Below are 2,928 nucleotides of genomic sequence, written 5' to 3'. Positions count from 1 at the left end.
AGGTTCGCATGGATGCCGACGTTCTCCGACCTCAGGATCGGCCGGAACAGGTGCGGGTACCGGCTGGCATAGTCCTGGATGATCGCCGGTGTAGCGTCCGTTGAGGCATCGTCGGCGACGACGACCTCGACGGGAAAATCGGTCTTCTGGGCGATGAAGCCCTCGAGGGCGTCGCGGATATAGGCCTCGTGGTTGTACGTGATGGACACGACGCTCACCCTGGGCGAGTTTGCGGTTGCACTCTCAGCCACCGCCGACCCCTTGTTGCACGGCGGCAACGACGCGTGCGACGTCCTCGGGAGCCATGTAGTCGTGCACCGGCAGCGAAACGATCCGCGAGCAGATGTCCTCGGTGACGGTCAGGTCGGCCGCCGCTACCCACTCGGCGTTCGCCACGAAGTACGGGTGCAAGTGCAGGGGTGGGTTGTAATAGTCGCGGGGCTGAATCGCGTGTTCGCGCAGGCTCGCGACCACCGCGCCCTGCTGTTCGGCGGACTCGCAGCACACGCTTGCGCACCACACCGAAGAGGCTTCGGCGTTCGGATGAAACCGCAGACCCATGTGGGTGAGCTTGGAGCGATAGTGCTCGAGGACGTTACGGCGGCTCGCGAGGCGGTCATCGAGCCCGACGAGCTGGCGGAGACCGATGGCGCCGTTGATCTCCTGCAGCTTCGCGTTAATTCCGAGGTGCATGCATTCCCGCGCCCCGGCGGAGCCCCATAACCCACCGAAGCCGAAGTTCTGGAACTGATACGTCTGCTCGACAAGCCGCGGATCGCGGGAAACCAGCGCGCCGCCCTCTCCGATCGAGAACGGCTTGGTCGCATGGAAGGAAAAGATCTCGCAGGCGCCGCGTCCACCGACGCGCGCACCATCGGAGTACGCCGAGCCGAAGCCCGCCGCCGAGTCGAGCACCAACGGCAGGTCCCACTCGGCGGCGAGGTTCTCCCAGGCGCCGATCTGGGGATTGCCGACGCCTAACGCGTTGGCGGACAAAATGCCCGCGACCCGGTCGCGGGAGCGCTCGAGGACGGCACGCGCTGAGGACGCGCTCGGCTGCCACGTATCGGGGTCGATGTCAATGAACCACGGACGGTACCCGACCCACACAGCAGCCTGGGGCACGGCGATGAAGGTGAACGACGGCATCAGCACATAGCGGTCCCGCGTACCGGGCCCCACTGTGGCGTTAAGCGCTGCTATGAGCGCCATGGTGCCATTCGCGAGGGTGGCAACGTGCAGGTCAGGCCCGAGATACTCGCCCAGTGCCCGGGCGAACTGTTGCTCTTTTGGACCGAAGTTCGTGTACCAATTGGCGTGAACGATCTCGCCGAAGTCCTCGGCGAGCTCAGCGGGCCCGGGGAAGCTCGGACGGATGAAGGGAATCTCAGACGGCATCCAACCACCCATCTCGGACTTTGACCACGGACGCAGGCACGCCCGCCACCACCGCATTGGGGGTCATCACATCAGCCAGCACCGTCGCGCCAGCGCCGACCACGACCCCGGATGTCAGCGTCACGTTATTCGAGATGTTTGCACCGACGCCTACGAAGACCCCGTCGCCGAGGCTCACCCGTCCTGCGAGGTGCGCGCCCGGGCCGATGGTCACAAACGATCCGAGGCGCACCTCGTGGCTGAGCGTCGCCCCGATGTTCACGTAGCAGTGCTTGCCGACCACCACATCGACGGTCAGGATTGCGCCCGGCGCGATGACGCTGCCTGCGCCGATCGTGCAGGACGGGTCGACGTAAGCCGCGGGGGAGACGACCGTGATGAAGCGATCGCCCGGCCACTCCGCGACCAGGTCCCGGCGTAATGCCGGTGCTCCGACGGCACCAACGACCCAGGCGTTGCGCTCGGCGGGCGAGGGCGAGGTGGTGTCGACTTGGTCGGGGGTGGACGCGTCAAGGTAGTCAGGTGAGACTGCCCAGAAAACCGTCGTGCCGGGTGGCAGGTAGGACGCAATCTCGCGGGCCTGTCGGCCTGCGCCGAGCAGGCCGACGCGGTCCGCTGTCATACCGGCTGCATGATCAATTGTGCTGTCCTCTCCCGGACCATCCAAAAGCCTCAAGCGTTTATCCCGAGGCCGCTGCGACTGAACTGGTTGGGCGCGAGTGAGGCTTGGTATTGCAACGGTTCTGATATTCGGAAACTTGCTTCATAAAGTTGGGATCCTAGAGTCTAAAAACAAGATTCGTCCTAGCTGGCACCGGCGACGCCCCACCCGGTCGTCGAACACTATCTCATCGCGTGTCTTACCGGCGCCAAAGCTGATAAGGCCATCGTTGCAAATAATCAAGATTTAACTACGCCACCGCGTCGCTGATAAAGGCCGCAATCATCGCAGTCCCCGAACGCCCGTCGGCACTGGTCGAACCGGGCATAATGACCGATGCTCCTGTAGTTGCCCAAGCGCACGACGACTGAAAGGCCAGGATCACCGGATGAAGTTTGTGCTGGCGGGCTATGGGGGTCGCGGCGACATCGAGCCCTCCGTGGTTGTGGGGCGTGAGCTGCTGCGGCGAGGCCATGACGTGTGCATGGCCGTCCCGCCCAACCTGGTCGGCTTCACCGAGGCGGCTGGGCTTGCGGCGGTCGCCTACGGGCTGGATTCACAGGCCATTCTGGACGCGCAGCGCAAATACTGGACGTGGTACTTCCGCACTCCATGGAAGCTCGAGGAGCTGAACAGGATGGGGCGCGAAATCGAGGAGTTCGCTACCCGGTGCTGGGGGGAAATGACCCCGACGCTGGCGTCGGTGGCGGAGGGGGCCGACCTGCTGATGACCGGCCTGATTTTCGAGCAGCCCGCCGCCAACGTCGCGGAATATTACGACATTCCGTTGGCCACGCTGCATTTCTTCCCGGTGCGGGCCCACGGCCAGCTCCTGCCGTTCCTGCCGTCGCCGTTGACCCGCACGGTAA

Annotated in this window: 3 protein-coding genes and 1 pseudogene; 1 reads left to right on the top strand and 3 read right to left on the bottom strand. The window is 64.5% G+C overall.

The window, feature by feature from the left end; all coding sequences use genetic code 11:
• The 3 genes from ACLP9N_RS16600 to ACLP9N_RS16590 all read right to left on the bottom strand — a co-directional run.
• Positions 1–218 (bottom strand): glycosyltransferase family 2 protein (locus ACLP9N_RS16600; RefSeq protein WP_442408448.1); only part of this gene is annotated, 218 nt, incomplete at its 3' end.
• Positions 219–243: 25 nt separating this feature from the next.
• Positions 244–1,398 carry a DegT/DnrJ/EryC1/StrS family aminotransferase gene (locus ACLP9N_RS16595; RefSeq protein WP_442408447.1) on the bottom strand — a complete coding sequence of 385 codons (1,155 nt, stop codon included), beginning with the start codon at positions 1,396–1,398 and terminating at the stop codon, positions 244–246.
• Complete coding sequence (locus ACLP9N_RS16590) at positions 1,388–2,020, bottom strand: hypothetical protein (protein WP_442408446.1); 633 nt, start codon at positions 2,018–2,020, stop codon at positions 1,388–1,390. The genes ACLP9N_RS16595 and ACLP9N_RS16590 overlap by 11 nt, the downstream gene beginning before the upstream one ends.
• Before the next feature lie 427 nt (positions 2,021–2,447).
• Here ACLP9N_RS16590 and ACLP9N_RS16585 point away from each other — a divergent pair.
• Positions 2,448–2,928: pseudogene (locus tag ACLP9N_RS16585) on the top strand (glycosyltransferase); the annotation flags it as partial.

The organism is Mycobacterium sp. (assembly GCF_052144515.1).
Classification (GTDB): domain Bacteria; phylum Actinomycetota; class Actinomycetes; order Mycobacteriales; family Mycobacteriaceae; genus Mycobacterium.
Note: the sequence above shows the minus strand (reverse complement) of the source record. Positions and strands in the feature narration are given on the sequence as shown.

Bases quoted from the DNA above. Each gene is read 5' to 3' on its own strand.
- ACLP9N_RS16595 (WP_442408447.1), bottom strand. From the start codon at position 1,398: ATGCCGTCTGAGATTCCCTTCATCCGTCCGAGCTTCCCCGGGCCCGCT.
- ACLP9N_RS16590 (WP_442408446.1), bottom strand. From the start codon at position 2,020: ATGACAGCGGACCGCGTCGGCCTGCTCGGCGCAGGCCGACAGGCCCGC.